This is a genomic window from Sinosporangium siamense, assembly GCF_016863435.1.
Taxonomy (GTDB): Bacteria; Actinomycetota; Actinomycetes; order Streptosporangiales; family Streptosporangiaceae; genus Sinosporangium; species Sinosporangium siamense.
In genome coordinates this window covers 1-26578 of the sequence record NZ_BOOW01000043.1, presented here as the reverse complement: position 1 = coordinate 26578, position 26578 = coordinate 1, and the positions used below count along the sequence as shown (strand labels likewise).

The 26578-nt window shown below is 67.8% G+C and carries 22 protein-coding genes and 1 riboswitch; of the genes, 11 read left to right on the top strand and 11 right to left on the bottom strand.

Annotated features, from left to right (window positions below):
• Window positions 1–336: 336 nt before the first annotated feature.
• The 6 genes from purL to purS form a co-directional block, all read right to left on the bottom strand.
• Window positions 337–2592, bottom strand: coding sequence for a phosphoribosylformylglycinamidine synthase subunit PurL (gene purL, locus Ssi02_RS31715; protein ID WP_204031258.1), 2256 nt, complete (start codon window positions 2590–2592; stop codon window positions 337–339).
• The gene (purQ, locus tag Ssi02_RS31710) at window positions 2589–3269 is read right to left on the bottom strand and encodes a phosphoribosylformylglycinamidine synthase subunit PurQ (RefSeq protein WP_204031257.1); all 681 of its coding nucleotides are present in this window, start codon (window positions 3267–3269) and stop codon (window positions 2589–2591) included. The genes purL and purQ overlap by 4 nt, the downstream gene beginning before the upstream one ends.
• Window positions 3270–3387: 118 nt before the next feature.
• Window positions 3388–3795 (bottom strand): type II toxin-antitoxin system VapC family toxin, encoded by a 408-nt coding sequence (locus tag Ssi02_RS31705; RefSeq protein ID WP_204031256.1) that lies wholly within the window; start codon window positions 3793–3795, stop codon window positions 3388–3390.
• Complete coding sequence (locus Ssi02_RS31700) at window positions 3792–4028, bottom strand: hypothetical protein (RefSeq protein WP_204031255.1); 237 nt, start codon at window positions 4026–4028, stop codon at window positions 3792–3794. The genes Ssi02_RS31705 and Ssi02_RS31700 overlap by 4 nt, the downstream gene beginning before the upstream one ends.
• A gap of 59 nt (window positions 4029–4087) precedes the next feature.
• On the bottom strand, window positions 4088–4483 hold the full coding sequence (locus Ssi02_RS31695; RefSeq protein WP_204031333.1) for an ATP-binding protein: 396 nt from the start codon (window positions 4481–4483) through the stop codon (window positions 4088–4090).
• A 225-nt stretch (window positions 4484–4708) separates the two neighbouring features.
• Complete coding sequence (gene purS, locus Ssi02_RS31690) at window positions 4709–4954, bottom strand: phosphoribosylformylglycinamidine synthase subunit PurS (protein ID WP_204031254.1); 246 nt, start codon at window positions 4952–4954, stop codon at window positions 4709–4711.
• 479 nt (window positions 4955–5433) lie between these two features.
• Here purS and pdhA point away from each other — a divergent pair, with 479 nt between their 5' ends.
• The 4 genes from pdhA (at window position 5434) to Ssi02_RS31670 (ending at window position 9326) form a co-directional block, all read left to right on the top strand.
• Entirely contained in the window at window positions 5434–6534 is a 1101-nt protein-coding gene (gene pdhA / locus Ssi02_RS31685) for a pyruvate dehydrogenase (acetyl-transferring) E1 component subunit alpha (RefSeq protein WP_204031253.1), read from the top strand.
• A complete protein-coding gene (locus Ssi02_RS31680; RefSeq protein WP_204031252.1) occupies window positions 6531–7511 on the top strand; it encodes an alpha-ketoacid dehydrogenase subunit beta in 981 nt (326 codons plus the stop codon). The genes pdhA and Ssi02_RS31680 overlap by 4 nt, the downstream gene beginning before the upstream one ends.
• Window positions 7512–7525: 14 nt before the next feature.
• Entirely contained in the window at window positions 7526–8917 is a 1392-nt protein-coding gene (locus Ssi02_RS31675) for a dihydrolipoamide acetyltransferase family protein (RefSeq protein WP_204031251.1), read from the top strand.
• 109 nt (window positions 8918–9026) lie between these two features.
• The gene (locus Ssi02_RS31670; protein ID WP_204031250.1) at window positions 9027–9326 is read left to right on the top strand and encodes a Dabb family protein; all 300 of its coding nucleotides are present in this window, start codon (window positions 9027–9029) and stop codon (window positions 9324–9326) included.
• A 55-nt stretch (window positions 9327–9381) separates the two neighbouring features.
• On the opposite strand, the gene Ssi02_RS31665 is transcribed toward Ssi02_RS31670, so the two are convergent.
• Window positions 9382–11205 carry an acyl-CoA dehydrogenase gene (locus Ssi02_RS31665; RefSeq protein ID WP_204031249.1) on the bottom strand — a complete coding sequence of 608 codons (1824 nt, stop codon included), beginning with the start codon at window positions 11203–11205 and terminating at the stop codon, window positions 9382–9384.
• A 158-nt stretch (window positions 11206–11363) separates the two neighbouring features.
• On the opposite strand from Ssi02_RS31665, the gene Ssi02_RS31660 reads away from it, so the two are divergent.
• The 3 genes from Ssi02_RS31660 (at window position 11364) to Ssi02_RS31650 (ending at window position 13089) form a co-directional block, all read left to right on the top strand.
• Window positions 11364–12170: a class I SAM-dependent methyltransferase gene (locus Ssi02_RS31660; protein ID WP_239130154.1), complete on the top strand. Its 807-nt coding sequence runs from the start codon at window positions 11364–11366 to the stop codon at window positions 12168–12170.
• A 36-nt stretch (window positions 12171–12206) separates the two neighbouring features.
• A riboswitch (guanidine-III (ykkC-III) riboswitch) is annotated at window positions 12207–12270 on the top strand.
• A gap of 22 nt (window positions 12271–12292) precedes the next feature.
• A complete protein-coding gene (locus Ssi02_RS31655; protein WP_373870224.1) occupies window positions 12293–12628 on the top strand; it encodes a DMT family transporter in 336 nt (111 codons plus the stop codon).
• A 65-nt stretch (window positions 12629–12693) separates the two neighbouring features.
• On the top strand, window positions 12694–13089 hold the full coding sequence (locus tag Ssi02_RS31650) for a VOC family protein (protein WP_204031248.1): 396 nt from the start codon (window positions 12694–12696) through the stop codon (window positions 13087–13089).
• A gap of 39 nt (window positions 13090–13128) precedes the next feature.
• On the opposite strand, the gene Ssi02_RS31645 is transcribed toward Ssi02_RS31650, so the two are convergent.
• Complete coding sequence (locus Ssi02_RS31645) at window positions 13129–13575, bottom strand: hypothetical protein (protein ID WP_204031247.1); 447 nt, start codon at window positions 13573–13575, stop codon at window positions 13129–13131.
• 262 nt (window positions 13576–13837) lie between these two features.
• Here Ssi02_RS31645 and Ssi02_RS31640 point away from each other — a divergent pair, with 262 nt between their 5' ends.
• The gene (locus Ssi02_RS31640; RefSeq protein ID WP_204031246.1) at window positions 13838–14353 is read left to right on the top strand and encodes a lytic polysaccharide monooxygenase auxiliary activity family 9 protein; all 516 of its coding nucleotides are present in this window, start codon (window positions 13838–13840) and stop codon (window positions 14351–14353) included.
• A gap of 111 nt (window positions 14354–14464) precedes the next feature.
• Here the strand turns inward: Ssi02_RS31640 and Ssi02_RS31635 are convergent, their stop codons facing one another.
• Together Ssi02_RS31635 and Ssi02_RS31630 are read right to left on the bottom strand one after the other, a co-directional pair.
• On the bottom strand, window positions 14465–16510 hold the full coding sequence (locus Ssi02_RS31635; protein ID WP_204031245.1) for a molybdopterin-containing oxidoreductase family protein: 2046 nt from the start codon (window positions 16508–16510) through the stop codon (window positions 14465–14467).
• A 60-nt stretch (window positions 16511–16570) separates the two neighbouring features.
• Window positions 16571–17731, bottom strand: a complete 1161-nt coding sequence (locus Ssi02_RS31630) for a M28 family metallopeptidase (protein WP_204031244.1) — start codon at window positions 17729–17731, stop codon at window positions 16571–16573.
• A gap of 1019 nt (window positions 17732–18750) precedes the next feature.
• Between Ssi02_RS31630 and Ssi02_RS31625 the strand changes: the two genes are divergently transcribed.
• The gene (locus tag Ssi02_RS31625; RefSeq protein WP_239130152.1) at window positions 18751–21159 is read left to right on the top strand and encodes a lysylphosphatidylglycerol synthase transmembrane domain-containing protein; all 2409 of its coding nucleotides are present in this window, start codon (window positions 18751–18753) and stop codon (window positions 21157–21159) included.
• A gap of 108 nt (window positions 21160–21267) precedes the next feature.
• On the opposite strand, the gene Ssi02_RS31620 is transcribed toward Ssi02_RS31625, so the two are convergent.
• A complete protein-coding gene (locus Ssi02_RS31620) occupies window positions 21268–23307 on the bottom strand; it encodes a S9 family peptidase (protein WP_239130182.1) in 2040 nt (679 codons plus the stop codon).
• 334 nt (window positions 23308–23641) lie between these two features.
• Between Ssi02_RS31620 and Ssi02_RS31615 the strand changes: the two genes are divergently transcribed.
• Both Ssi02_RS31615 and Ssi02_RS31610 read left to right on the top strand, forming a co-directional pair.
• Window positions 23642–24895 carry a cytochrome ubiquinol oxidase subunit I gene (locus Ssi02_RS31615; protein WP_204031242.1) on the top strand — a complete coding sequence of 418 codons (1254 nt, stop codon included), beginning with the start codon at window positions 23642–23644 and terminating at the stop codon, window positions 24893–24895.
• A gap of 16 nt (window positions 24896–24911) precedes the next feature.
• Complete coding sequence (locus Ssi02_RS31610) at window positions 24912–25865, top strand: cytochrome d ubiquinol oxidase subunit II (protein ID WP_204031241.1); 954 nt, start codon at window positions 24912–24914, stop codon at window positions 25863–25865.
• The last annotated feature ends 713 nt before the right edge of the window (window positions 25866–26578 follow it).

The window sequence follows — 26578 nt, the reverse complement described above, 5'->3', positions numbered from 1 at the left end:
AACGGCCCGAGTCACCGGACAGGTGAGGCCGGGCTGCGGGATGAAGGCCAAGCCTCCAAGCCGCCTGGGCTGAAGGCGCACCAGGCGGGCCGTGTGGCTTGGAAGCAGGTCGTGCGGGTGGGAAGCGGTGCAGCACATGTGAAAGCCCCGGATCACGTTGTGATCCGGGGCTTCTGCCGTACCGGGTGGGAGCCGTATGCGGCGGGGAGGCTGTGCCTACTGAAAAGCTGTGCCTACTGAAAAGCTGTGCTTACTGAAAAGCTGTGCCCGGCGGAGAGGCTGTGCCCGGCACGGGAAAGCGTTCCCCGAAGGAAGCCGCTCCCGCCGGAATCGGGATCAGCCGAAGATGCCCGGAAGCGTCGCCTGGTGGGTGTGGCGGAGCTCCTCGATCGGGATCTCCAAGGTCTCCTCCACAACCAGGCTGTCGCCGCCCGTTACGCCGAGGCCGTAGCAGGGCACCTCGCGCCTCGCGCACAGGTCGGCGAAGTCGTCGAAGTGCTCGGGCTTGACCGCGACGACCGCGCGGGCGGACGACTCGCTGAACAGGTCGGTGAACGCGTCCTCGCCCGGCAGCGAGACCGTGCAGCCGACGCCGGAGGCGAGGCACGCCTCGGCGAGGGCGACGGCGAGGCCGCCGTCGGACAGGTCGTGGGCGCCGGAGAGGTAGCCGCGTTCGGCGGCTTCGGCCATGACGGCGGCCAGGGCGCGCTCGGCGGCGAGGTCGGCCGCGGGCGGGAGGCCGCCGAGGTGGCCGTGGACGACGTCGGCCCAGGTGGAGCCGCCGAACTCGGCGTGGGTCTCGCCGAGCAGGACGACGCGGGCACCGGCTTCGGGGAAGCCGTGGCGCACGCGCCGGCGCACATCGGCCAGGACGCCGAGCACACCGACGACGGGGGTCGGGTGGATGGCGGCCGAGCCGGTCTGGTTGTAGAAGGACACGTTGCCGCCGGTCACGGGCACGCCGAGGGTGCGGCAGGCGTCGGCGAGGCCGCGGGTGGCCTCGGCGAACTGCCACATGACCTCGGGGTCCTCGGGGGAGCCGAAGTTAAGGCAGTTGGTGACGGCGAGCGGCACGGCGCCGCTCATCGCGACGTTGCGGTATGCCTCGGCGAGGGCGAGTTGCGCGCCGGCGTAGGGGTCGAGTTTGGCGTAGCGCCCGTTGCCGTCGGTGGCGAGGGCGATGCCCCGGTTGGTGGGGGTAGCGCCGTCCATGACCTCGTCGATGCGCAGCACACCCGCGTCGGCCGGCTGGGCGAGCACGGTGTTGCCGCGCACGTAGCGGTCGTATTGCGAGGTGACCCACTCCTTGGAGGCGACGTTGGGCGCCCCCAGCAGCGTGAGCAGGGTGGCCCGCAGGTCGGTGGGGCGGGGGAGTCCGTCGGGGCCGGCCGCGTTGAGCGCAGCCTGACCGGTTGGCTCGTGGTAGGGCCGCTCGTAGACGGGGCCCTCGTCGGCGGCCGTGCCGGGCGGGATGTCGACGATCGTCTCGCCGTGCCAGGTCATGACGAGGCGGCCGGTGTCGGTGACCTCACCGATCACGGTCACCGGGATGTCCCACTTGTTGCAGATAGCGGTGAACGCCGGGATGTCTTCGGGCGTGACGACCGCCATCATGCGTTCCTGGGACTCGCTCATCAGGATCTCCTCGGGCCGCAGCGTGGGGTCACGCAGCGGAACGAGGTCGAGCTTGACGTCCATGCCACCTGTGCCCTTGGCGGCGAGCTCGGTGGTCGCGCACGAGACCCCGGCCGCGCCGAGGTCCTGGATGCCGACCACCACATCGGCCGCGAAGAGCTCCAGGCAGCACTCGATCAGGAGCTTCTCCATGAACGGGTCGCCGACCTGCACGCTCGGCCGCTTCGCCTGCGACTCGTCCTCGAACGTCGCGCTGGCGAGCACCGACGCCCCGCCGATGCCGTCAGGGCCGGTCAGCGCGCCGAACAGCACCACCTTGTTGCCGGGGCCCGGCGCGGTGGCCAGCTTGATCTGGTCCTTGCGCAGGAGCCCGACGCAGAGGGCGTTGACGAGCGGGTTGCCGATGTAGCAGGGGTCGAAGGCGACTTCTCCCCCGATGTTCGGCAAGCCCAGGCAGTTGCCGTACGAACTGATGCCTTCCACCGCGCCGGGCAGCACACGCCGCGTGTCGGGCGCGTCGGCGGCGCCGAAGCGCAGGGAGTCCATGACCGCGATCGGGCGTGCTCCCATCGACATGATGTCGCGCACGATGCCGCCCACGCCTGTGGCCGCGCCCTGGTGGGGCTCGACGTACGAGGGGTGGTTGTGGGACTCGATCTTGAAGGTGGCGGCCCAGCCGTCGCCGATGTCGACGACACCGGCGTTCTCGCCCATGCCGACGAGCAGCGCCTCAGACTTGGGGGCCTTGGTGCTGAACTGCCGCAGATGCACCTTGGAGGACTTGTAGGAGCAGTGCTCGCTCCACATCACGCTGTAGATCGCCAGCTCCGACGAGGTCGGCCGGCGCCCCAGGATCTCGCGGACCCTCGCGTATTCGTCGTCCTTCATGCCCAGCTCGGTGTACGGCTGGCGCTCGCCGGGCGTCTGCCCCGCACGGTGGACGGTGTCCAGGGTCATGCGTTCACCAGCGCTTTCAGGATCGACGTGAAGAAACCAAGACCATCGGTGCTCGGCGCGCCCGTGAGCTCCTCCACGGCGTGTTCGGGATGCGGCATCAAGCCGACGATGTTGCCCTCCCGGTTGCGGATGCCCGCGATGTCGTTGATCGACCCGTTGGGGTTGCCGAGGTAACGGATCACGACCTGGTCGTTCGCCTCAAGCTCGGCGATCGTCGCCTCGTCCGCGACATAGCGGCCCTCGCCGTGCTTCACCGGGATGACCACCTCCTGGCCGACGCTGTAGTCGGACGTCCAGGGCGTCGTGGTGTTCTCGATCCGCAGCCGCTGATCGCGGCAGACGTAGTGGAGGCTCGCGTTGCGGGTCAAAGCACCCGGAAGCAGGTGGGCCTCGCAGAGGATCTGGAATCCGTTGCAGGTGCCGAGCACGGGCAGGCCCGCGCGGGCCGCCGGGATCAGCTCGTCCATCAGCGGCGCGAACCGGGAGATGGCTCCGCAGCGCAGATAGTCGCCGTAGGAGAACCCTCCAGGCAGAAAGACCGCGTCCACCCCCTTGAGGTCGTGGTCGGCGTGCCACAGCGGCACCGCCTCACCCCCCGCGAACCTCACGGCCCGGGCCGCGTCCTGATCGTCGAGAGTTCCGGGAAAAGTGACCACGCCCACACGTGCACCACTCATGCTTGTTGCCTCCACACGAGAGCTTTCCCTCCACATGCGCGCGCCGCGCCCATGCCTCACTCAACGGGCAAAGGTCTGCGGCGGTACGCCTCAGGCTATCCGACGCCTGCCAGACACTTCACAGGCACGTCTCACCGAGCAGAAGGAACTCGCAGCGCGGGCCGGAAGCCCGTGCAAGCTTGGCGTCGGCAGTGAGGAGGGGACAGTGGAGCGCTTCAGCCGTTGCCACGTAGCTGGCGTCATAGGCGGTTAGGTTGCTGCGAAGCTCCCAGATCCTGTTGATGATCGCCGCATCGTCAATCCGGTCGATGACCAGTTCGCGAAGAGCTTGAACACTATCCGCAGCCCGCCGGGCGCCGATCTTTCCGGCGAGAAGTCGCCCACGGATGACGGACAACACCTCTACGAACAGGAGTGAAGGGGCTACCCAGTGAGTGTGCTCTTCCAATCTCTGACGTGCGGAGTCTCCTACCTCAAGATCGTCTGTGAGTGCGGCGGCGAGTGCGGATGCGTCGATAGCGATCACTGGAGCTCTCGTTCCGCACGAGCCTCAGCGAGATCCGCAGTGATGTCGCTCCCCCGTGCCCCGTCGTTTCGCCTGGCGAAGCGCGCGAGCACATCTGCATTGCGCACTCTGCGAGCCTCCTCGGTGATGAGTTCGAGAAGGAACCCTTGAAGAGATTTCCCGCAAGCCTTCGCCTGTGCGGCGAGGACGTCGCGAACCTCCTCGGGGACGTCTCTGATCTGCAGCGCAACCATGCATGCATTTTACATGCGCGCTGGTCGGTGGCGCGAGGACATTCGAGTGGAGCGTCCGGTCAGACCGAGGCGAGGACGCGGCTCCGGGAGTGGAGGTGGGCGGCCTTGTCGGACCAGTCGAGGTGTTTGAGGAGCCGGACCGTGGTGCCGAGGCCCGGGGCGATGTCGAAGGAGATGTCGTCGACGACCGACTGCATGATCAGCAGGCCCCTGCCGTTTTCGGTGTCGCACGGCGGATAGTGCTCGGGCATGCGGATCAGCCCGGCGCCGCCGTCGATGACCCGCACGTCGCAGCGGCCGTGGCCGATCGCGGCGACGACCTCGTAACGGGAGGCGGGGCCGCCGTGGCGGACGGCGTTGGCGCAGGCTTCGGAGACGGCGAGGAGGATGTCGGCAATGCAGTCCTCGGTCACGCCGAGTGAACGCAATGCGTCGCTCAAGACCCGGCGAACCATCGGAATGCCCACCGCATCCCGTGGTAGTGCCAACGAGAACTCAAAGTCCACCGGACCCCTCCCCGGCGTTGAACATCTTCGTCGGAAGGTTTCCCCGTGGAATCAGGGCTAACCGCGAAATCACGTTGTTGTTATTCACTGTTGGCCGACCCGTGGCATTGTGACACGCTCTGAGCTGGCTTTACGCCTATATGCCGAGGTTTTCCCCACGGGTTGGACCCTTGCCTATTCGGCTACGCGAAGCGTGAAGTCCTCGATCACCGGGTTGGCGAGCAGGGTCTCGGCCATCTTGCGCACCTCGGCGAGCGCGGCCTCGTCGGCGGGGCCTTCGAGGTCGACTTCAAAACGTTTGCCCTGCCGTACGGCAGTGACGCCGGCGAAGCCCAGACGAGGCAGCGCGCGGGCGATGGCCTGGCCCTGCGGGTCGAGGATCTCGGGCTTGAGCATGACGTCCACGATGACGCGCGCCATGGGTCGTCCTCCTGTGTGTGGCGGGGGTGGTCGGGGCGCGTACAGCCTAACGGCCCTGGCCGCGTGCCCTCCGCCGGGCCACGGGGTGGTTTGTCGCGGTCCATGGGTGTCTCGTCGTGATCCACGGGGCAGGAAAGTCCATTGTCGGACGTGACGAAGATCTGGCCGGACCGTTGTCCCGCCTGACGACCTATGCGAACGGAGGGCCTGATAGGACTGGAAAACAGGGGTCGACCACAGTCGTCGGGGCCGGCCGGGCAGTGGCCGCAGCGGCGTCGGCAACGACGTCCTGGCAGGTGACGCGCCAGACCGGGAGTGCGGAGCACAAGCGAATGGGGCTTGCGCCCAGTGGCGTGGCGTCTGCCACGATGGGTCGCAAAGCGCCTGGCTCCACTACAAACCGGGGCTAGGCGCGTCAAAGCAGGCCGACGTGCAGTGGCGATCCCACCGCCGTGGCCCGGAAAGCACAGGAGTGGCACGTGACAGCCGACGTCTCTCTTGGGGATCAATCCCCGCCGGAGCTCGTCCAGTTGCTCACCCCCGAAGGGGAAAGGGTCGAGCATCCCGATTACGACATCGACCTGTCGGATGAGGAGCTGAAGGGTCTCTACCGGGACCTCGTCCTCGTGCGGCGCGTCGACCTCGAGGCCGTGGCGCTCCAGCGCCAGGGCGAGCTCGGCCTCTGGGCCTCCCTGCTCGGCCAGGAGGCCGCCCAGGTCGGGTCCGGACGCGCTCTGACCGACGCCGACATGGCGTTCCCGACCTACCGCGAGCACGGGGTCGCCTGGTGCAGGAAAGTCGACCCGGTGCAACTACTCGGGATGTTCCGCGGAGTGAATCACGGCGGCTGGGACCCGGTCGAGCACAATTTCCACCTCTACACCATTGTCATCGGCAGCCAGACCCTGCACGCCGTCGGCTATGCGATGGGCATTCAGCGCGACGGCGCCGAGTCCGCCGCGATCGCCTATTTCGGTGACGGCGCGACCTCGCAGGGCGACGTCAACGAGGCGTTCATCTGGGCCAGCGTTTTCAACGCCCCCGTCGTTTTCTTCTGCCAGAACAACCAGTGGGCCATCTCGGAACCGCTTGAGAAGCAGACCCGCATTCCGCTTTACCGCCGCGCCGCGGGCTTCGGTTTTCCCGGGGTGCGCGTCGACGGAAACGACGTGCTGGCCTGTCTCGCGGTGACCCGCAAAGCCCTGGCCGACGCGCGTTCCGGGCAGGGGCCGTCGATGATCGAGGCGTTCACCTACCGGATGGGCGCCCACACCACCTCCGACGATCCCACCCGCTACCGCGTGGCCGACGAGCTGGAATCCTGGAAGCTGAAGGACCCGATCGAGCGGGTCAAGGCCTATCTCTCCAAGAACGGCATCGCCGACCAGGCATACTTCGCGGAGATCGACGCCGAGGCCGACGAGCTGGGCCGCGACCTGCGGCGGCGTTGTCTCGCGATGCCCGATCCACAGCCGCTGGCCATTTTCGACCACGTCTACAACGAGCCTCACGCTCTGCTGGCCGAGGAGCGCGAGCAGTTCGCCGCCTACCTCAACTCCTTTGAGGAGGGTGCGCGATGACGACGCTGACGCTGGCCAAGGCCCTCAACATGGGGCTGCGCAAGGCCATGGAGGACGACCCCAAGGTCCTCATCATGGGCGAGGACATCGGCAAACTCGGCGGCGTGTTCCGGGTGACCGACGGCTTGCAGAAGGACTTCGGCGAGGACCGCGTCATCGACACCCCGCTCGCGGAGTCCGGCATCATCGGCACCGCGATCGGCCTGGCCATCAGGGGTTACCGGCCGGTGTGCGAGATCCAGTTCGACGGGTTCGTCTTCCCCGCCGCCGACCAGATCATCACCCAGCTCGCCAAGATGCCGCTGCGTTCCCTCGGCAAACTGAAACTCCCCGTCGTCGTGCGCATCCCCTGCGGCGGCGGCATCGGCGCCGTGGAGCACCACAGCGAGTCCCCCGAGGCATACTTCACCCACACCGCCGGTCTGCGCGTCGTCGCCTGCTCCAACCCCGTCGACGCCTACACCATGATCCAGCAGGCCGTCCGGAGCGACGACCCGGTCATCTTCTTCGAGCCGAAGCGCCGCTACTGGGACAAGGCCGACGTCGACACCTCCCCGGCCGCCACCTGGCACCCGTTCGACGCGGCGAGGATCGCCAAACCCGGCGCCGACCTCACCATGCTCGCCTGGGGGCCCATGGTGAAGACCGCCCTCTTGGCCGCGGGCGCCGCGGCGGAGGAGGGCCGCGACGTCGAGGTGATCGACCTGCGTTCCCTCAACCCCGTCGACCTGCCGCTGGTGATCGAGTCGGTGCGGCGCACCGGGCGCTGCGTCATCGTGCACGAGGCCCCCGTCTACAGCGGCCTCGGCGGCGAGCTCGCCGCCCGCATCACCGAGCAGTGCTTCTACCACCTGGAGGCCCCGGTGCTGCGCGTCGGCGGCTTCTCTACGCCCTACCCGCCCTCGCGGCTGGAGGAGCACTACCTCCCCGACCTCGACCGTGTGCTCGACGCCGTCGACCGCGCCTTCGGTTACTGAGAGAGGGGTTCTCGATGCGACGCGAGTTCAAGCTCCCCGACGTCGGTGAGGGCCTGACCGAGGCCGAGATCGTCCGCTGGCACGTCAAGGTCGGCGACACGGTCAAGATCAACCAGACGATCGTGGAGATCGAGACCGCCAAGGCCGTGGTCGAGCTGCCGAGCCCCTTCGAGGGGGTCGTGGCCGAGCTGATGGGCGAAGAGGGCCGCACCATGGACGTGGGCGTGCCGATCATCGCCGTCGACACCGACGAGCCGGGCGAGCCTGCTCTGTCGGCGGGCGGTACGGCGGAAGCCGGCCAGGCCCTCGCCGAGGACATGGTGCCGTCGATCCCCGAGCCCCCGGCGGAGGAGAAGCGCACCCCCGTCCTCGTCGGCTACGGCGTCATGCCGTCGTCGTCCAAGCGCCGCCCGCGCAAGGGCGGCCCGGCCCCCGCACTCAAGAGCGCCCCGGCTCCGGCTCCGGCGCCCAATGCCGCCCCGGCCCAGGCTCCTGCTCCGGCTCCCGCCGTACGGCAGGTCCCCACCTCGGTCGCGGTGCTCGCCAAGCCACCCGTGCGCAAGCTCGCCAAGGACCTCGGCGTCGACCTCGCCACCGTCCCCGGCACCGGCCCGCACGGCTCGATCACGCGGGACGACGTGCACGCCGTCGCCGAGACGGCGGCCGTGCCCGCGGAGGTCACGCGGGCGGCAGCCGTACCGTCCGGTGGCGAGGAGCGCGTCCCGGTCAAGGGTGTGCGCAGGGCGACGGCGCAGGCCATGGTGGCCTCGGCCTTCACCGCGCCGCACGTCACCGAGTTCCTGCAGGTCGACGTCACCGAGACGATGGAGGCGGTCAAGCGGCTGCGCACGCTGCCCGACTTCGCCGGCGTCAAGGTGTCGCCGCTGCTGCTCGTGGCCAAGGCGGTGCTTATCGCGGCACGGCGCTACCCAATGGTCAACTCCGCCTGGGACGAGGCGAACCAGGAGATCGTCGTCAAGCACTACGTGAACCTGGGCATCGCCGCCGCGACCCCGCGCGGGCTGATCGTGCCGAACGTCAAGAACGCGCACGCCCTGCCCCTCCCCGAGCTCGCCGCCGCCCTCGGCGGGCTCGTGGACACCGCGCGGTCGGGCCGCACCCAGCCGGCCGAGATGGCGGGCGGCACGATCACCATCACCAACGTCGGCGTTTTCGGCGTCGACGCGGGCACCCCGATCCTCAACCCCGGTGAGTCGGCGATCCTGGCCTTCGGCCAGATCCGCGACCTGCCGTGGGTCGTGGACGGGCAGATCGTGCCGCGCAAGGTGTGCACCCTCGCGCTCTCCTTCGACCACAGGATCGTCGACGGCGAGCTCGGCTCCAAGATGCTCCGCGACGTCGGGGCGATGCTGGAGGACCCCCTCCGCATGCTCGCCTGGAGCTGATCCTCCGGTGGGGTACGGCTGGGGCCGGCTTGGCCGGTCCCGGCCGTGTCGCGCGAGGCCGACGCCGTACTCTCGTGGCGGGGCCGTCCGGCCCAAGGGAAGGGGAGAGATGTTGCGCCACGTCGTGCTGTTCACCTGGTCCGAGGACGCCACGGAGGAGCAGCGGGCAACCGTCGCGGCGAAACTCGGCGAGCTGCCGGGGATCATTCCGCAGATCAAGAGTTATGTGATGGGGAAGGACGCGGGGGTCAGCCCGGGCACGGTGGACTTCGCGCTCGTGGCGGACTTCGACTCGGCGGAGGACTTTCTCACCTACCGCAACCACCCTGCGCACCAAGCGGTGATCACCGAGCACATCAACCCGATCCTCGCGGGCCGGTCCGCCATTCAATACACCTGGCAGGGCTGAACACACGACCGCCCGTCCCCCCCGCTCGCGGCAGGGTGACGGGCGGTCGTTCGCCTTAGAAGGACTCCTCCGGCAGCTCCATCAGCTCCAGGCCGGTGGAGGCCAGGATCCGCCGCTCGGCGGCGAGGCGGGGGAGCACCGTCTTGGCGAAGAACGACGCACCGGCCACCTTGCCCGTGTAGAAGGCGCGGTCCTCCTCGGACTCGCTCAAAGCGGTCAGCGCCACCTCGGCCTGGCGCAGCAGCAGCCAGCCGATCACGAGGTCGCCGAGGCCGAGGAGCAGCCTGGTCGTGTTCAGCCCGACCTTGTAGACCTCCTTCGGGTTCTCCAGGGACCCGAGCGCCCATCCGGCCATGGTGTCGCCCATGGCCCTGATGTCGTCGGCCGCCTCGTTGAGGAGCACCCGCTCCTCCTTCAGGCGGCCGTTGCCGGCGTCGGAGGCGGCGAATGCCTTGATCTCGGCCAGCAGCGCGCCGATCGCGGCGCCCTGGTTGCGGAGGATCTTCCTGAAGAACAGGTCGAGGCCCTGGATCGCGGTCGTGCCCTCGTAGAGAGAGTCGATCTTCGCGTCCCGGATGTACTGCTCGATCGGGTAGTCCTGCAGGTATCCCGAACCGCCGAGCGTCTGCAGGGAGCGCGACAGCAGCTCATAAGACCGCTCCGAGCCGACGCCCTTGACGAGCGGCAGCAGCAGGTCGTTGAGCGCCTCGGCGTCGTGGTCCCGGCGGCCCTCGCTCTCGGCGACCAGCACCGCGTCCTGGAAGCTCGCCGTGTAGAGGACCAGCGCCCGCATGCCTTCGGCGTACGCCTTCTGGAGCATGAGCTCGCGGCGCACGTCCGGGTGGTGGGTGATGGTCACCCGCGGGGCGGACTTGTCCATCATCTGGGTCAGGTCCGCGCCCTGGACACGCGACTTGGCGTATTCGAGGGCGTTCAAGTAGCCCGTCGACAGTGTCGCGATGGCCTTGGTGCCGACCATCATCCGGGCGTGCTCGATGATCATGAACATCTGCTTGATGCCCTCGTGCACCCCGCCGATGAGCCACCCGACCGCCGGCTCGCCGTCGCCGAAGGTCAGCTCACAGGTCGTGGAGACCTTGAGGCCCATCTTCTTCTCGACGTTGGTGACGTAGACGCCGTTGCGCGCGCCCAGCTCGCCGCTCTCGAGGTCGACGTGGTATTTCGGCACGAGGAACATCGACAGGCCCTTGGTGCCCACACCCGCGCCCTCAGGGCGGGCCAGCACCAGGTGGAAGATGTTCTCCGTCATATCGTGCTCGGCGCTCGTGATGAAGCGCTTCACACCCTCGATGTGCCAGCTTCCGTCGGGCTGCTCCACCGCCTTCGCGCGGCCGGCGCCCACGTCCGAGCCCGCGTCCGGCTCGGTCAGCACCATCGTCGCGCCCCAGCTGCGCTCGATGGCGAGCTCGGCGAAGCGCTTCTGCTCGGGCGTGCCGATCTTCCACATCGTGTAGGCGAAGTTCGGGCCTCCGGAGTACATGTAGACACCGGGGTTGGCGCCGAGCACCATCTCCGCGACCGCCCACGCCATGCTCCTCGGCACTCCCGCGCCGCCCAGGTCGGCCGGCAGGTCGAGGTGGGACCAGCCGTTGTCGACCAGCGCGCGGAAGGAACGCTTGACGCCTTCCGGCATCGTCACGGTGCGGGCCGCCGGGTCGTAGACGGGGGGAGTGCGGTCCCCCTCCTCGAAGGATTCGGCGAGCACGCCCGTCGCTAGGCGGTTCACCTCGTGGAGGATGCTCCTCGCCGTATCCTCGTCCAGATCGGCGAACGGCCCGGTGCCCAGAATTTCCTGTCGTCCGAGCACCTCGAAGAGGTTGAACTCCAGGTCGCGCACATTGCTCTTGTAGTGGCCCATGGCTGTCCGCTCCTTGAACCGGGGGTACTTCGAGATACGTACTGGCCAGTAACTCTACTAGGAATGCTACCCGCTAGTAACCACTCCATGCATGCTGTCGCCCACACATAGGGGGTCGTACGCTCACGGAAGTTAAGGAAGCGCCGAGGGGGTCAGAAGTGGGCATCGACACGATCGCGGAACTCGCTCAACGCTGGCGTCAAGCCCTGGAAGCCTGGGCCATACCCCCTCACATCACGGCCCAAGCCCCTGCCAATCCCTGGACCCACACCCCCGCCCGCTTCGCCGGCCGCACCGACACCCTCCTGCGCACCCCCATCCCCGGCCACACGCACCGCCGCGCCGCGGAAGCCCTCCCCGCCGGCGGGACCGTGCTCGACGTCGGCGCCGGCACCGGCGCCGCGAGCCTCCCCCTGCTCCCCGCCGCGGACGCCCGCCTCACAGCGGTCGACGAATCCCCCGCGATGCTCGCCGAACTCAGCGCGCGCTGCCCCTCCGCCCGCGTGCTGGAGGGTCGCTGGCCCGACGTCGCCCCCGGTGCGCCTGCCGCGGATGTGGTGATCTGCTCCCACGTCGTGTTCAACGTGCCGGACCTGGTGCCGTTCCTGACCGCTTTGCATACGCACGCCCGGCGGCGGGTTGTCGTGGAGGTCCCGGAACGACACCCCCTGAGCTGGCTCAGCCCACTGTGGGAACACTTCCACGGCCTGTCCAGGCCTACGACGCCCACCTATAGGGACGTGGCGGAGGTGATCGCTGCCCTGGGCCACGACGTGCACGTGGAACCCGACGTGATGGCGGAACCCATGTACTCGTCTTATGAGGAGCTGGCGGCAAGCGCCTGCCGCCGCCTCTGCCTGCCGCCCTCCATGGCCGGAGAGGTGGCCGAGATCGCCCGGAACCTCGGCGTCGACCCTTCGGTACGGCGAAGCATTGTCACCCTTTGGTGGGATGTGACCCGGTAAGTCGGGTGAGGGCGTGTGTGTTAGCCTCCGTTGACAGGAGAGGCCTACTGGTCTCCCCCGGACGAGACGCGCCGTACCCGGAAAGCGAAGACGACGCACTTCGGTGAAGAAGTCGATGTCTCGTGGGGGACGACATGGCGTGGGTGATTCTTGTGCTCGCCGGCCTGTTCGAGGTGGCGATGGCCTACTCGCTCAAGATGAGCGATGGTTTCTCGGATCTGTGGTGGAGCCTCAGCTTCTTGGTGTTCGCCGTGCTCAGCTTCGGCCTGCTGGCGTTCGCGCTGAAGTCCCTGGAGGTCGGCACGGCATATGCCGTCTGGACCGGCATCGGCGCGGTGGGCACGGCGACCGTGGGCATTCTGCTACTCGGCGACAGCGTGTCGACCATGAAGGTCATTTCGATCCTCGCCATCCTCGCGGGTGTGGTGGGCCTCAACCTCGCGGGCGGCGGCCACTGACCTGCGTGGCGCTGCTTGACGCCGGCCTGCTTGACGCTTTTGCCGGTGCCGGATTGGCTGGCGGCATGATTCGGTTCGCATGTGTGACCGTCGACGCCGCCGATCCGTATGAGCTTGCTCACTGGTGGGCCGGCGCTACGGGCTGGGCGGTGGAGGAGGGGGCACAGGCGGGTGACGACCAGGTGATGCTCCAGGCGCCGGGTGCCCCAGGGCAGCCCGACGTCTTGTTTCTCCGTGTGCCTGAGGGGAAGTCGGTCAAAAATCGTCTCCACTTCGACGTGGAGGCCGCTCCGGGTGGCAGCCGGGACGCCGAGGTGGAGCGGCTGGTGAAGCTCGGAGCTGTGCCGTACGAAGATCACCGTGCGGCGGAGGGCGGGAAGGGGTGGATGACCTTGCTCGACCCGGAGGGGAACGAGTTCTGCATATGCAGCAACGAGGCCGAGCGGGCGGTCACCGGCTGACATATGTCGGCCGCCGATCCCTGCCGGCGGCCGACCCGCCTACTGCCGCGCCTTGCCGCGCATCATCGTGGTCAGCAGGCCGGCGATCACATAGACGATCGCGCCGCTCCACAGGGAGTCGAACGCCGAGGCGAACATGCCGTCGCGGTCGACGATCAGATTGACGGGATACATTAGGACGGCGGCCCCGATGCCGGGGTAGAGGGCGAATCGCCACGGGTGCCGCAGGGACCAGAGCCGGGCCTGCCGGGTGACGCGGTCGCTCACGTTGGGCCGGGCGACGGCGCCGACGGTGGCGACGAGGGTGAACAGCGCGACTCCGAGGGTGAGCGCCCAATCGAGGTTGGCAGGGCCGGGCAGGATCACGCCGAGGCCGTAGCTCGCCGCGGCGCCAGCCATGCCGGAGATGGCGGCGGTCTTCCAAGGAGCACCCCGCAGCGCCGCGCCTGCGAGAGAGAACTCGTCACGTCGGGTCAGTTCTTTCATGACTCCAGCATGCGTCTCCGCGGCCCTTGCGGCTATCGGGGATGAACCCTGATTGTTCCCCCACCTGTCGTCAGGAGGCTCCCGCGTATGCGGTCGCGAAAAAGTTTCAGGTTCATCTGACAAGAACCTTAACGGATAGATGGGCTGTCCTTTACTCTGGTAATGGCGCGTCCGGGCTGGCGCGCTGTCCGGTACCTCCCCACATGCCTGGTGCCAGTCACCATGTGCCACCCCCCAGGCACGTTGGCCGAAAGGAGCCCGAATGAGTTTCAAGACATGGGTGCGAGGCATCGTCACCCTCTCACTGGCCGCCCCCCTCGCCGTGGTTCTCAGCCCGGCGAGCCCGGCCAGTGCACACGGCTGGATCACCTCACCCCCCAGCCGTCAGGACATGTGCGCCAAGCGGCTGGTCGGCGGCTGCGGCGGAGTCGAGTACGAGCCGCAGAGCGTCGAGGCCCCGAAGGGTTCACACCTATGCAGCGGTGGCGGTGGCTTCCGCGTGTTGGACAACGACAGCAAGAACTGGCCGGTGAACTCGGTCTCCAGCGACGTCACCTTCCAGTGGCGCCTGACCGCGCCGCACCGCACCAGCACCTGGGAGTACTACGTCGACGGTGAGTTGTTCAGGACCTTCAGCCAGAACAACAGCCAGCCTCCGTCGAACATCTCCCACCAGCTCAGCGGTCTGCCCGGCGGACGCCACAAGATCCTCGCCGTGTGGAACATCGCGGACACCGCGAACGCCTTCTACAACTGCGTCGACGTCGAAGTCGGATGACCTCGCAGGCAGCCTGAGACATAGGCGGCCTCAGTCATGGGCAGCCTGAGTCATGGGCAGTGAGCGCGCCCGCGTCCCGCCTCTGCCAGACCGGGACGCGGGCGTGACTCTCTAGACGGCGGCGATCTCCACGTGGTTGTCGTGATAGAGAGGACCGCGCCCCATGTCCGCGTCGCCCTCCTCGACCACCGCGTTCGGGTTCGCCCCGCCGATGGTGTGCTTGAGCCACCGGCCCTTCTCACAGGCCACGACGCCGCGCCGCACCCGGTCGCTGATCTCCACCTCGGCGTGGAACTCGCCGTGTTCGTTGAAGACGCGCACCCGTGCGCCGTCGACGAGCTCCCGCCGTTCGGCGTCCTCGGCGCTGATGAGCACACGGGGGTTCTTGGCGCGGCGCAGAAGTTCGGGGTTGTTGCCGAACACGGTGTTGAGGAAGGTGTGCGAGGCGGGGGTGATCAAGGTAAGCGGGTACGGCTTGCGCCGCTTTTGACGTGCCGTGCGGGAGGGCACATAGCCGGCGACCCGGTCGAGGCCATCGGCGACGGCCCTTTCCGAGACGAACTCCAACTTGCCGCTCGGGGTCGGGAAGCCTTCGGCGTACGGGAGGAAGGGTTTGGGGTAGTTGAGCCGGACCCAGCCCTCCTTGCGGAGCCGGTCGAGGGTGATGCCCTCCAGCGCGGGATGTCCGGAGGACAGGAGCTGCTCGGCGAGCTCCAGGTCGGAGTCGTAGAGCGACGGCTCGGTCAGGCCCATATGGCGGGCGATGCGGCGGAAGGTCTCGGTGGTGGACAGGCACTCGCCGGGCGGGGCGACCGCCGGTTCGTTCCACACGAGGTACATATGGCCGTATCCGATGTGCAGGTCGGCGTGTTCGATCTGCATGGTGGCGGGCAGCACGATGTCGGCGTAATCCACGGTGTCGGTGGGGAACTGCTCCATCACCACGGTGAACAGGTCGTCGCGGAGCAGGCCGCGGCGGATGCGGTTCTGGTCGGATGTGCTGCCCATCGGGTTGGCCGCGTAGACCCATAGGCATTTGACCGGGTTCTCGATGTCTTCGAGCCCTTCGGCGAGCCGGGTCATGGTGAGCGATCTGACCGGGTGCGGCAGGAGGTCGTCGCGGGTGTCCGGGCGCAGGCCGTAGTGGGCGCTGGTGGAGTAGGAGACCCCTCCGCCGGGATGGCGCCAGTCGCCGGTGACGCCGGGAATGCAGGAGATCGTGCGCATAGCGGTGCCGCCACCGGCGTGGCGCTGGATGCCCATGGTCGCGCGGATCGCGGTGGGGCGGGTGTGGGCGAGGCGGCGGCCGAGCGCCACGATGGACTCTTCGGACAGACCAGTGATCTCCGCCACCGTCGCCGGGGGATATTTCATGATCTCGGCGCGGAACTCATCCCAGCCCAGCGTGTGATTCGCCAGGAACTCCCGGTCCTCCGCGCCCTCCGACACGACCACGTGCAGCAGGCCGAGGGCGAGGGCCGCGTCGGTGCCCGGCCGGATCGGCAGGTGCTCGTCGGCCTGGTCCGCCGTACGCGTGCGAATCGGGTCGATCGCCACCACATAGGCGCCGTTGGCCCGGCCCTCCTGGATGAACTTCCACAGGTGGTGGCCGCTGGTCAGCGTGTTCGTGCCCCAGAGCAGGATCAACTTCGACAACGCGAAGTCCTCGGTGTCCATGCCGCCCGGCGAACCCTGCGTATAGCGCAACCCGATGTTGCCGGCCCGCGAGCAGATGTTCAGGTCGTGCTCGGAGGCCCCTAGAACGTTCCAGAAGCGGCGACCGGCCCTGCCCTCCTCGCCCTGGATGAATCCCAGGGTCCCGGTGCCCTGATAGGGCCAGATCGCCTCGCCGCCGTGGGTCGCGACGATGTCGGCCAACCTGCCGGCGATCTCGTCGAGCGCCTCGTCCCACGAGATCCGCTCAAACCGCCCCTCACCCTTCCGGCCTGTACGGCGGAGCGGATGCAGGATGCGATCGCCGGCTGCCGCATGCTCCAGATAGCGGTTCACCTTCACACAAAGGGCGCCACGCGTGAACGGGTGCTCGGGGTTGCCGCGCAGCTTCACCGCGCTGCCGTCCCGGACGGTCACCACCCACGAACACGTGTCCGGACAATCCAGAGGACAGGCCCCGAGTACCCGTAGTTCATCCGACATGGCGCCAAGATTACGTTAATCCGTGCATATCGCCACGAATCATGTTCATATCGCCACGAATCAGTCGTCGCGGGAGACCTGCCAGGCCAAGGCGGCGGTCACCGAGGCGATGGCGTCGGTGTTGACGTCGAGCGCTGTGGCGCCGACATTGGCCAGGTCATCACACACCCGGTGATAACACCGGTCCAGCGCCTGCCCTGCCGTACCCCCGAACCTCGCCGCCTCCAGGGCCGTCTTGGGCGCCTCAGCCCCGGTGAACAAACCCCCTGCCGGGATCCCGTGGTCGATGAACGGGCCGTAGTCGGACCTGCCGGTGAAATCCATCCCGGTGTACGGCAGGCCACGCCTCTCGTAGAACCGCTGGAACTCCCGCTCGATCGCCGCCGACCCCGCAGGACCGGGGCCGGCGCCGACGCCGTCGGAGTCGTCGCCGTCGTAGATGCCGTAGACGTGGTTGGGCGAGGCCACCATGTCGAAGTTGAGATACAGGGCGATCTTCTCGCGCTCGGCGTGGGACAGGTTGCGCACATAGTGCTTCGAACCGATCAGGCCCTCTTCTTCAGCTCCCCACCAGGCAAAACGCACCGCGCGGCGAGGTTGTTTGTCTATCATCGCGAGCGCGATCTCCAGCAGAGCGCCGACTCCGGAACCGTTGTCGTTGATGCCGGGGCCCGCCTGCACCGAGTCCAGGTGGGCGCCGATCATCACCACGTCGTCGGTCGAGCCGTGCGGGGTCTGGGCGAAGAGGTTGTGCGTGAGGCGGGGTTCGCTTTCCACCCGTGTCGTGACGCGTACGGTGACCGGATTTGTGGCCAGATTCTCGCCTATGGCGGATGACGTGGCGATGACCGGGATTCGGACCGGGTTTTCGATCTCGCCGAGAAGTGGTGCCGTCCTGCCGGGTTGCCCCTCGTTAAAGATGATCACCGCGGCCGCCCCGGCGGCGGTCGCGTTGGCGACCTTGGTGGTGAACTGGCAGGTGCCGCGCTGCATAAGCGCCACATTGCCTGGGACAAATCCCCGGAAATCCGCCACTTCGCACCCGCTGGTAGAGGTGTTGGGGCGGTCACCCGGCGGGATCTTCACATCCACCGCCTGCACCCGGGCGGTCACGTCTCCCGACCCTGAGCGCTCGATCGTGGTGATATCCGCCGGGGAGTACGGCGTGCCGCCGACGCGTTCGAGGGTTGGCTTCGCCAGCTCACGGTAAAAGTTGAACATGAAGGGCTGGATAGTGATCTTGTATCCGGCTTTACTCAACAATCCAGCGACATAGTCAACTGAAGCGCCATAACCGGGCAGGCCGGCCGCACGATTGCCTCCATGGGCATCGGCGATGGTCTGAAGCGCCGAGAGATGAGTGGACACGGCCGCGCCCGATACGGCCTGTTCCAAAATATGCATTGGATCACCCGCGATCGCGGGCGTGGTTGGGCAGAGTGGAGTCACCGCGACGGCAGCGGCGAACAGGCGGGCGATCAAGTGACAGCGCATCGGACTTCCCCCCGTAGACGTGATCAGCTTGTCAGTCGTGGCTCCGTCCCGCCCGCCCGGCAATGTTTGCGGCGTGCCATGAGAGGTTCATCACCTCCTCGTGTGCATTCCGCGGCGAGCCGGGAAGACTGTCATGCGCCGGTGATCCGTACGTGGCAGGGTTTGTGGTCGCTTTGGGAAAGATCACGGCAGGTGCGATGGGGGGATACCGGTAGGGGAGGTGCGCGATTCCGAGCGGCGAAATCCTTCGGAAGGGTGCAGAATCGCTGGCGGTGACGGACATAAGGGAACGAGACGGGGCTGGGGGGCCAACGGGGGATCTCTCTGGGGGAGGGTCCTCCGGCGATGCCGCACACCCTCAGCACGGGCACCCTCAGCACGGATCTGATGCGCCTGGCGGGTCTGACACCCCGTCCGGTGGGTCTGATTCGCCTGGTGGGTCTGATGTGCCTCGTGAGTCCGGCTCGTCTGGTGGGTCTGATTCGCCTGGTGGGTCTGATGTGCCTCGTGAGTCCGGCCCGTCTGGTGGGTCTGACGCCGCGCCCGGCGGTTCCGATGCGTCCAGCGCGTCCGATGTGCCGGGAACCCCGGAAACGCCGGAGTCGCCTGGTGGGGCCGATGCTTCCGGCAACGCCGATTCGCCTGGCGGGGCCGATGTGCCGGGAACCTCGGAAACGCCCGAATCGCCTGAAAAGTCAGCGGCTTCCGCGACACCTCCGGAAAAACCGACCTCAAGGGCGTCCCAGTTGGGGGCGCCCGCGCCTGCCGTGTCCCCCGCGGGAGCGTCACCGGACGCCGTGGTCCTGGTGGTCGAGCCGCTGCTGCCGCAGCGCCTCCGCCGCCCCTCGGACGCGCTCCGGTTCCTCGCGACCCTGCTCGGCCTGATCGCGGTGGTGCTGCTGGCGCTCGTCGCCAAGCAGACCCTCAACGGTCTCGAAGCCGACGTCGAGGAAGGGGCCAAACGGGCGCCCGACCTCCTGATCACCGTCTCCACCTTCCTCGGTGGCGCGCTGGTGCTCGCGATCCCCGTCGCCTTCGCGGTGGAACGTGTCCTGCACCGCGACGGCCTGCGGGTCGCCGAGGGGCTAATAGCGGCGATCATGGGCATGGTCGTCTCGTTCTTCCTCAGCGAATGGCTGATCAGCACCGGCCCCGAGGACATAAGACAGCTGCTCACCGGCGGCCGGCACGACGTCGAACCGGTCAGCGCCCTGCTGACCTCCGTCATCGCCTACGTCACAGCCGTGCGCATCTCGCGAAGACCCACGTGGCGGGCCGTCATGTGGACGGCTGTCGCGCTCAACATCTTCGCGCTCTACACCGGCACCTCGATCACCCTGCCCGGGGCCGTCGTCACCATCCTGCTCGGCATGGCGGTCGGCTACGCCACGCTCTACAGCGTCGGCAGCCCCAACACCCGGCCTCCCGGCAGCGCCGTGGTCGCCGCCCTGCGCCGCCTCGGCCAATCGCCCGTCAAGGCCCGCCGCATCGAAGACGACGCCCAGGGCAGCCGCCGCTACGCCGTCGGCCTCGCCGACGGACACCGCCTCGACGTCACCGTGCTCGATCGCGATCGACAGGTGGCCGGGCTGCTTTACCGTTTATGGCGTCGGCTGCGGCTCCACACCGAGACCCGCAGACGCGCTATCCGCTCGCTTCGCGCCGAACTCGAACGTGAAGCGCTGATGGCCTATGCCGCCCAGGCCGCCGGCGTCAGCACTCCGTCCCTCATCGGCACCAGCGAGATCGGCACCGACGCCGCTCTCCTCGCCTACGAGCACATTCCGACCACAGCCCTTGAGGACGTGCCGGACGAGGAGATCGACGACGAACTGCTGTCCCGCATCTGGCGCCAGATCCAGCTGCTCCAGGCCAAGCGGCTCGCCCACCGACGCCTGACCGGCGACAGCATCCACCTCGACGCCTCCCGTCAGGTCGTGCTCATGGACGCGCGCAGCGGCGAGATCGCCGCCGGAGACCTCCTCCTCCGGCTCGACCTCGCCCAGCTCCTGACCTATCTGGCACTCCGCGTAGGAGCCGAACGTTCGGTGCGCGCCGCCGCGGAAGTCCTCGGGCCCAACGCCCTCGCCGCCGCCCTCCCGCTCCTCCAGCGCATCGCGCTCACCCGGGAGACCCGCTCAGCCCTGGCCAAGCACAAGGACCTGCTGTCGGCCATCCGCGACCAGATCGTCAGGCTGGAGCCTGAGGTCGAGGTCGAGGAAGTACAGCTGGAACGATTCCGGCCAAGCGCCCTCTTCGCCATCATCGGCGGCGCTCTCGCCGCCTACTTCCTGCTCACCGGGCTCGGCCGGGTCAACCCCGCCGACATCGTCGCCAAGGCCCACTGGGGCTGGACCGGCGCCGCCCTGGCCGCCGCCGCCACCACCTACCTCGCGGCCGCCCTCATGCTCATGGGCTTCGTGCCGGAGAAACTGCCACTGGGCCGTACGGTGCTCGCCCAGTTCGCCGGATCCTTCGTAAAGCTGGTGGCCCCCGCTGTGGTGGGCGGCGTTGCGATCAACACCCGCTTTCTCCAGAAGCGCGGCATCCCGCCCGGCCAGGCCGTCGCCAGCGTCGGCGCGTCCCAGCTCATCGGGCTCGTCTTCCACGTCCTGCTGCTGCTGTTCTTCGCCTATGTCACCGGATCCAGCACCGCGCCCTCCTTCACCCCTTCACGCGGGCTTCTCGTCGCCCTGCTGGGTCTGGCGCTGCTCGTGCTCGCGGTCCTCGGCATCGCCCCGATCCGCCGCATCGTCGTCAAACGCACACGCTCGCTGTTCTCCGGTGTCGTGCCCCGGCTTCTGGACGTGCTCCAGTCGCCGCGCAAGATCCTTCAGGCGTCGTCCGGCACGCTGCTGCTGACTCTGGCCTTCGTCGCCTGCCTCGACGCCTCCGTGCGTGCCTTCGGCGGCGAGCTCAACTACGCGGCGGTCGCCGTCGTCTTCCTCGCCGGCAACGCCATCGGCTCCGCCGCCCCCACCCCCGGCGGTCTGGGCGCGGTGGAGGCGTCGCTGATCCTCGGCCTCACCCTCTCAGGGTTGCCCAGCGAGGTCGCCACGTCCGCGGTGCTGCTGTTCCGGCTTCTCACCTTCTGGCTGCCCGTCCTGCCCGGCTGGGCGGCGTTCACCTACCTGCAGCGGCACGAGGCCCTTTAGCGGCACTCCTATTAGCAAGAGGCCCTCGACACGAGCCCTCTAGTAGCCCTCTGATGGCTCGTGGCCCCCGGAAACTCCGGGGGCCACGAGCCTTCGAGCGCCGATGGGTCACCGAACCTGGTCGATGATCCACGAAAGGGTGAACGCCTCCTCGTGCCAGGCGTCGTAACGGCCGCTCCGCCCGCCGTGACCGGCACCCATCTCGGTCTTGAGGAGGAAGGGGCCGCCCTTCGCGGTGTCCCGCAGCCGTGCGATCCACTTGGTGGGCTCGTGGTAGAGCACCCGAGTGTCGTTCAAGCTGCTGAGGGCGAGAGTCGGGGGATAGTGCCGGCCGTCCACGTTCTCATAGGGCGTGTAGGACTTGATGTAGTCGTAGGCGTCCTTGTGCTCCAGCGGATTGCCCCACTCGTCCCACTCGATCACCGTCAGAGGCAACGAAGGGTCGAGAATCGTGTTGAGCGCGTCCACGAACGGCACTTCGGCCACGATTCCCGTGAACATCTCCGGCGCGAGATTCGCCACCGCGCCCATCAGCAGGCCACCGGCCGAGCCGCCCCGCGCCACGATCTCTGCGGACCACCCCGCCTCCCGCAGATGCCGGGCGCACGCCACGAAATCGGTGAACGTGTTCTTCTTCTTGAGCAGCTTGCCCTCGTCGTACCAGCGGCGGCCCATCTCCCCGCCGCCCCTGACATGCGCGACCGCGAACACAAACCCACGGTCCAGCAACGACAACCGCGCCACCGAGAAGCCCGGGTCGATCGCCGACTCGTAACTTCCGTAACCGTAGAGAAGAGTCGGCGCCGGCTTCGCCGTACCCTTCTTCCGCACGATCGAGATCGGCACCCGGGTGCCGTCCTCCGCCGTCGCCCACTCGCGGAACTGCTCATAGTCGGAAGGCTCATAACCGCCGAGCACCGGGCGGCGCTTCAGCAGGATCAACTCGTGCGTCGCCAGCTCGTAGTCGTAGACCGACGGCGGCGTCACCATCGAGGTGTAGCTCAGCCGCAGGCGCTTGGTGCGGAACTCCGGATTGCCCGCGGGAAACGCCGTGTAGATGGGCTCGGGGAAGGCGATCTCATAAGCCTCGCCCTCGTTCGGCACCACCCGGATCCCGGTCAGGCCCTCCCTGCGGAACGCCACCACGAAATGGCTCTCGAACGCGCTCGCGTCGACCAGCCGGGTGTCCTCCCGGTGCGCGATCAGCGGCGTCCACGTGCCGGGATCGTCGATCGGCGCGCTCGCCAGCTCGAAGTTCTCCGCCCCGTCGTTGTGGAGCACGAGCAACCGGTCGCCGGTGTGGTCCACGTCGTATTCCACGCCCGTACGGCGAGGCCGCACGATCTTGAACTCGCCCCGGGGGTCGGCCGCGTCGAGCAGCCGCACCTCACTCGTGATCTTGCTGCCCGCCGACAACACCAGGAAACGCTCACTGCGCGTCAGGCCGATCCCGACCCAGAACCGCTCGTCGTTCTCCTCGAAGACCAGCACATCCTGCTCGGCGGACGTGCCGATCTCATGCCGGAAAAGGCGGTACGGCCGCCACGTCTCGTCGACGACCGTATAGAAGAACACCGACCCGTCGGCCGACCACGTCCCGCCGTAGAACACCCCGGGGATCTCGTCCGCGAGCGTCTCGCCGGACTCCAGATCCTTGAAACGCAGCGTGAAACGCTCGTCGCCCTTTAAGTCCGTGGAGTAGGCCAGGCGGCGCCCGTCGGGGCTGATCGCGCTCGTGCCCATCGAGAAGAACTCGCTGTCCCCGGCCAGCTCGTTCCCGTCCAGAATCACCCGCTCGTCCGCCGGGGGCGTACCTTCTTTGATCAGGGGCGGGTCCTCGCCTGCCGCGGGGACACGGCACTGGATCCCGTACTGCTTGCCCTCCTCGGTGCGCGAGTAGTACCACCACGCGCCCTTACGGGTCGGCACCGACAGATCCGTCTCCAGGGTCCGTCCTTTGATCTCCTGAAACACCGCTTCGCGGAGCTCGGCGAGATGGGCCGTCGCTTTCTCGGTGTAGGCGTTCTCCGCCTCCAGATAGACGATCGTCTCGGGATCGTCTTTGTTCGTCAGCCAGGCGTAGTCGTCGACCACGGTGTCGCCGTGGTGGGTCCGCTCGCTGACAACCTTCTTGGCCACGGGTGGCATATCGCTGCTCACCAGCCGAGTCTATGACCTGACTTGACCTGGCCCCTTTGGTGTGTGAAACCCGCGTGCACCGGGAGAGGGCAGCCGGCAGGCGATACCGCATACCTGCAATTCCCGGGCTTTGGGCGGAACCCACGTGCGGGAGCGCGGCCCGGGGGTGTGGGGGACGACGGGTTGCCGGGGGTGTGCCGGTGCGACCCGATGGCCCGGACGGCGTATGCCGGTACGGCAACTGCGGTAGGCGCGACCACACTCCTCGTTTGACGACACCGGCTCGGCGAGGCATCAGGATTCGGAGCACCATATCCGTTCCGCAAATCGCATCGAGGAAATCGTGGACGCAGTCTTTTTCGCTCGGCTTCAGTTTTCGGTGACGGCGTCCGTTCATTTTCTCTTCGTGTCGCTGACGCTGGGCCTTGTCCTCTTCCTGGCCGTCGCGCAGACGGCGTGGACGGTCACAGGAAAGAGCGTCTACGAACGCGCGGTGAAATTCTGGGGCCGCCTTTATGTCGTGAACTACGGCCTGGGACTGATCACGGGCATCGTCATGGAGTTCCAGTTCGGACTGAACTGGAGCGGACTCACCACCCGATTCGGCGACCTGTTCGGACCGGCACTCGCGCTGGAAACACTTGTCGCCTTCGTGCTGGAGGTCACGCTGCTCGGTATGTGGATCTTCGGCTGGGGCACGCTCGGTAAGAAGACGCATCTGACCTTGATCTGGCTGGTCGCGCTGACGGCGTACGCCTCGGTGCTGTGGGTCCTCGTGGCCAACGCCTTCCTGCAGAACCCCGTCGGGTTCGAAATGCGCGGCGGCAGAGCACATCTCACGGACTTCGGCCTGCTGCTGAGCAACCCCCACCTGTGGGACCCCGTCGCTCACGTCGTCTCGGCCGCGATAACCCTCGGCGCCGTCTTCGTGGCCGGCATCAGCGCCTACCACTTCATCAAACGCACCACCGAGACCGAACTGTTCGGCAAATCGTTGCGGCTCGCACTCGCCGTGCTCCCCGTGGGCGCGTTCTCGACGGTTCACTTCGGCATGATGCAGATCGTCGTGATCGAGGAGACCCAGCCCCTCAAACTGGCTCTGCTCGCCGGCGATCTCCCCCGGGCGGCGGCGATCCGCGAACGACTCTCCGCACAGCTCGGCCCTGCGGACTACATGGCCCCCGACTGGCTGGCGTCGCTCTTCCAGGCGATGCAGGGCGTGGGTTTCGCCCTTGTACTGGTGTCCACGGCCGGGCTGGTCCTGCTTATCAAAGGCTGGGTGATCCGGTTGCGTCTGCCGCTGTATCTCCTGGTAGCCGCGATCCCCGTGCCGTTCGCCATGGTTGTGGTGGGCTGGCTTATCAGGGAGGTCGGCCGCCAGCCATGGACGGTGTACGGGCAACTCCTCACTTCCAAGGCGGTCTCCGATATGCCGCCCTTGACGGTGGCGACCTCCTTCACGGCGTTCACCACCCTGCTGGTCACGCTGGCGCTGCTGGACTGGTGGCTCCTGGCCAGATATGCCCGGCGCGGTCCCGAGGACAACACCTTCGGGACGCCGCTGCCCACCCCGGCCCCGGCCCCCACGAGCCTGTGACAGGAAGGGGTGAACGATGGCCGCCCAGTGGTACATGATCACCGCGCTCTTCCCGGCCGCCTATATGGCGCTGGACGGGTTCGTCACCGGCTCCGCTCTCCTCCATGGGCGCCTCGGCCCGGGAGAACGCGCCAGGCGCGCGACCATGACCTCGTTCGGGCCGTTCTTCCTCGCCGGCGAGGTCTGGCTCGTGGTCACGGCGGCGGCGCTGCTCGCCGTCTTCCCGCCGATGGAGAGCTCGATCTTCAAAAGCCAGTTCCCCATTCTGGTCGTGCTCGTCGCGGCGTGGCTGGCCAGAGACGGCGCGATCTGGCTGCGCAGCCGAATCGAGGCGGCATGGTGGCGACGCTGGTGGGACAGGACGCTGATGCTCTCCGGGGCGGGACTCGCCGCCGCGACCGGACTCCTGTTCGGCAACCTGCTGACCGGCCAGGCGGACCACAGCGTGGCTCAGCCGTACCTCGCCTGGTATGCGGTGCCGTGGGCGTTCGCGGTGGTGCTGCTGACCGCTCTGCACGGAGCGGCCTTCCAGGCCGCCCGCCTGCCGCTCGACCTCGCCGGAAGGCCGATGGAGCTGGTACGGCGGTGGGCCGGGCCGGCGGCGGCGGCATATGTGTCGGTCGTTCTGCTCGGCGTGGCCACCCAGGCTCCGATGCGCACGGACGGCATGGCCATATGGTCGATCGCCCTCCAGTTCGCGGGTATGTCGGCCCTGCTCATGGCGCAAGCGGTGGTCGGGCGGCGGCCCCGGGCGGCGCTGCTGCTGACAGGGGTGCCGCTGACCGGCCTCGTGCTGCTGACCGGCCTCAGGCTCTCACCGTTGGCGCAGGCGAGCCTCGCGGGGGAGAACTCGTTGACGCTCGTGCAGGACATGCTCACCTTCGCCCTGCCCGCAGTCCTGCTCGCTCAGGGGGCGCTGTGGTGGTTCTTCATGCGCCGCATGAACGACCGCTCGGTGGTCTTCTTCTGAACGGTGCACATGGGTGTACGGCCGGGCCTTCTCCAAAGGTCGGGAGTGCCCGCCACAGTGGACCGGCCCGCCTATCGGCTCGCGTCGTTGGCCGGCATGGCCTGTCGCACCGCCGCGGCTGCGGGGGCGGTGGGCATTCCGGCAGACGATCAAAGCGTGGGGCTGATTTCGCCTACTGCGGGGGAGAGGTCTTTCGGCACGAGACGGGACCTCGGCCTGCCTTCCGGGGGTTGCGTGCCTCGTCCGCCCAGTGTGCGCTCGTGGCGACGAGAGGAGAGGCCATCCGCTCTTGTGGTGACATGCCGGTTCCCGCCGACGCGTGGGTAGGGAAGGGGCAGCGTGTGCGTACATTGAACGTGTCACAGTCGGTCGGGGGGGCTGCTAACCTTGTCGAGCCGACGAGGTGCGGCAAACCCCACTCCCATCACTAAGGTGACTTAAGTGCGGTTTGTGCTGCCCCATAGTTGGTAATCCTTTTGGCTTCTCGCTCTTCAGCATCGGTTCGCAAGCGGTGCGGGGGGCTGATAGGTTGAAGGGGTTGCTCTGGAGACAGGGCAGTCGAAATTCCTTCCAAATTCTCCTCCGAGAGTGGAAAACCGCCGGAAACGAGCGGATTTGACGCCGGAGCGGAAAGCGGAAAGAATAGAGACACAACAGCAGAACGAAGGGAACGCCCCGGAGAACGGATCCTCTAGGATCGGGGAAACGGTGAA

What these genes read in the sequence shown, in the direction of transcription:
- Ssi02_RS31645 (WP_204031247.1), bottom strand. Translation starts at nt 13,575, where the DNA reads ATGAAAGAACTGACCCGACGTGACGAGTTCTCTCTCGCAGGCGCGGCG.
- Ssi02_RS31650 (WP_204031248.1), top strand. Translation starts at nt 12,694, where the DNA reads ATGATTCGGTTCGCATGTGTGACCGTCGACGCCGCCGATCCGTATGAG.
- Ssi02_RS31675 (WP_204031251.1), top strand. Translation starts at nt 7,526, where the DNA reads ATGCGACGCGAGTTCAAGCTCCCCGACGTCGGTGAGGGCCTGACCGAG.
- Ssi02_RS31620 (WP_239130182.1), bottom strand. Translation starts at nt 23,307, where the DNA reads ATGCCACCCGTGGCCAAGAAGGTTGTCAGCGAGCGGACCCACCACGGC.
- Ssi02_RS31680 (WP_204031252.1), top strand. Translation starts at nt 6,531, where the DNA reads ATGACGACGCTGACGCTGGCCAAGGCCCTCAACATGGGGCTGCGCAAG.
- Ssi02_RS31695 (WP_204031333.1), bottom strand. Translation starts at nt 4,483, where the DNA reads ATGGTTCGCCGGGTCTTGAGCGACGCATTGCGTTCACTCGGCGTGACC.
- Ssi02_RS31635 (WP_204031245.1), bottom strand. Translation starts at nt 16,510, where the DNA reads ATGTCGGATGAACTACGGGTACTCGGGGCCTGTCCTCTGGATTGTCCG.
- Ssi02_RS31640 (WP_204031246.1), top strand. Translation starts at nt 13,838, where the DNA reads ATGAGTTTCAAGACATGGGTGCGAGGCATCGTCACCCTCTCACTGGCC.
- purS (WP_204031254.1), bottom strand. Translation starts at nt 4,954, where the DNA reads ATGGCGCGCGTCATCGTGGACGTCATGCTCAAGCCCGAGATCCTCGAC.
- Ssi02_RS31630 (WP_204031244.1), bottom strand. Translation starts at nt 17,731, where the DNA reads ATGTTCAACTTTTACCGTGAGCTGGCGAAGCCAACCCTCGAACGCGTC.
- purQ (WP_204031257.1), bottom strand. Translation starts at nt 3,269, where the DNA reads ATGAGTGGTGCACGTGTGGGCGTGGTCACTTTTCCCGGAACTCTCGAC.
- Ssi02_RS31700 (WP_204031255.1), bottom strand. Translation starts at nt 4,028, where the DNA reads ATGGTTGCGCTGCAGATCAGAGACGTCCCCGAGGAGGTTCGCGACGTC.
- Ssi02_RS31670 (WP_204031250.1), top strand. Translation starts at nt 9,027, where the DNA reads ATGTTGCGCCACGTCGTGCTGTTCACCTGGTCCGAGGACGCCACGGAG.
- Ssi02_RS31665 (WP_204031249.1), bottom strand. Translation starts at nt 11,205, where the DNA reads ATGGGCCACTACAAGAGCAATGTGCGCGACCTGGAGTTCAACCTCTTC.
- purL (WP_204031258.1), bottom strand. Translation starts at nt 2,592, where the DNA reads ATGACCCTGGACACCGTCCACCGTGCGGGGCAGACGCCCGGCGAGCGC.
- Ssi02_RS31610 (WP_204031241.1), top strand. Translation starts at nt 24,912, where the DNA reads ATGGCCGCCCAGTGGTACATGATCACCGCGCTCTTCCCGGCCGCCTAT.